The sequence below is a fragment of the Limosilactobacillus coleohominis genome (genome assembly GCF_016901675.1).
GTDB lineage: Bacteria > Bacillota > Bacilli > Lactobacillales > Lactobacillaceae > Limosilactobacillus > Limosilactobacillus intestinavium.
In genome coordinates this window covers 1-1,847 of record NZ_JACJKU010000130.1, presented here as the reverse complement: position 1 = coordinate 1,847, position 1,847 = coordinate 1, and the positions used below count along the sequence as shown (strand labels likewise).

Sequence of the window (1,847 nt, the reverse complement as noted above, 5' to 3'; positions counted from 1 at the left end):
AAAACTCTCACTTAACAGTTAGTTCTAATTGCAAAACAAAAAACAGCCCAAGCAAAATGACTGCTTGAACTGTAAATTTTATTATCAGTACCGATTGACAAAGAACCATAAAAAGCGGCACTAATATTTCTATCAGTACCGAATAATGTAGAACCCTTTTTCCTAATTGAGACGCTGTTCACGTATCTTGTGAGATTGTAATTGAGAGACCTTCAATGCTCTTCTTCTATAAAGCCACATTACAATCGCTACAAACCATGTAAGGAAACTAGTAATCTCTGATATGCAGTCAACCCATGAAAGTCGATACTTAACTTTAAATGTGCTCGTTCTTTCAGGTGACTTTATCATTATCCTATTGTATTTGTCCGTACTATATCTTACTTTTCGCCCACGACTATCATTAACCTGTAAATTTTTATAATTCATAATTGGAAATACGATATTTGTAGCTTTAGCAAATTTATTACTTGTAAAAGCCAGTTCATTTGCTTTTGCTTCAACATAAACCCGTTTGGCTTTCCCATTAACATATGCAGTGTGATTACATAAATCACTGATAACATGTTGACCTTTTTGGGGTGTATAATTTTGAAAATGAAAAGATCCAAGCCTTTGTAACCTATTCATACCCGAAAAGATAAATTGTCCATTTCTGGTATACCGAACTTGTTGTGCCGCAGTCAGCATGTTTTTCTTTAAATAATGCATACTAGAAATATAGGGTGTTACAACGAAAACGAAAATACAACTTAAGTAAATCCCCAATTTAATATCATTTAATTTTTTAGTTTGTAAAAGTTCACAAATACTTGCTCCACCAACGATACTAAATAGCATAGTTGCAATCCCCAAAAACCGCCAAGGAAACTGTATCACTGAAACTACCGTATTTTGAAATAACGACCATGGAAAAAGAGATGTAGAAAGTATAGTAAATACCCATCCCAAAAAATATATTACTTTGTAATCCCTCTTTAGCCTACGTAATGTGAAAGGACTTATGATTGCTACAGTTAAAATTACAATACCAATATTATAAGTGTTACCTCCAAAAATAGCACGATTTATATTATTATCTAATGAAGCTGAAAATAATTTTGTTGGCAACAGTGCACTAGTTGCTAAGTCTACAACATCTGGCTGAGGATATTTTTGAAAAAGCTCTTGTTCAATAAAGGGAAAAATAAAAATAGCAGAACTTAGAATTGATACAATAATTGCCTTCATAAAGGCAACTACTCGCTTTTTAATATCATTTATATGAGGTATCAATAAGACCAGTAAGATAATTAATAGAACAGAATTTAAAATAACACTTAATAAATGAGATAACAACACAAATGAAAAACCAAATGCTAAATATGGCCAATCATGATAATTCCCTTTTAGAATGGCGTACATCCCATATATACAAAGTGTAAGAAATGTTAGCGCTATGTACTCACCTAATGCAAACCTTTTAAAAGCATCAATAATTCGATATGTACTAAAACCATAAAGGCACGCTGAAACATATGCCTGTACCCAATTCTGAGAGTATTTTTTTATTGTCACATATGTAAGACTTAAGGTTAAAAGGTTGTAAAATGCAATTCCTAAATAAAATGCAACCACCTGATCATTACACAGTATTGAAAAAAACGAAAAAGGTAAGATAGTTACCCATGGATAAAAAAGGTTTAGCGGATAACCAATTTTCCCAAAAGTATGAGTATAAATTCCTACAAAATAATTCCATGATTTAATATTTTCAGTCATTTCTTTAATTCTTTGCAATTGAAAAACCATATCATCTCCAAGGTAAACAGTATTCGTTTTTGCCAAAGGATATACAAATATTAATG

The 1,847-nt window shown here is 31.5% G+C and carries 1 protein-coding gene; it reads right to left on the bottom strand.

Annotation, left to right across the window (positions count from 1 at the left end):
- Nucleotides 1-162: 162 nt before the first annotated feature.
- On the bottom strand, nt 163-1,847 hold a 1,685-nt coding region (locus H5975_RS07960), incomplete at its 5' end, for a hypothetical protein (RefSeq protein ID WP_204785590.1).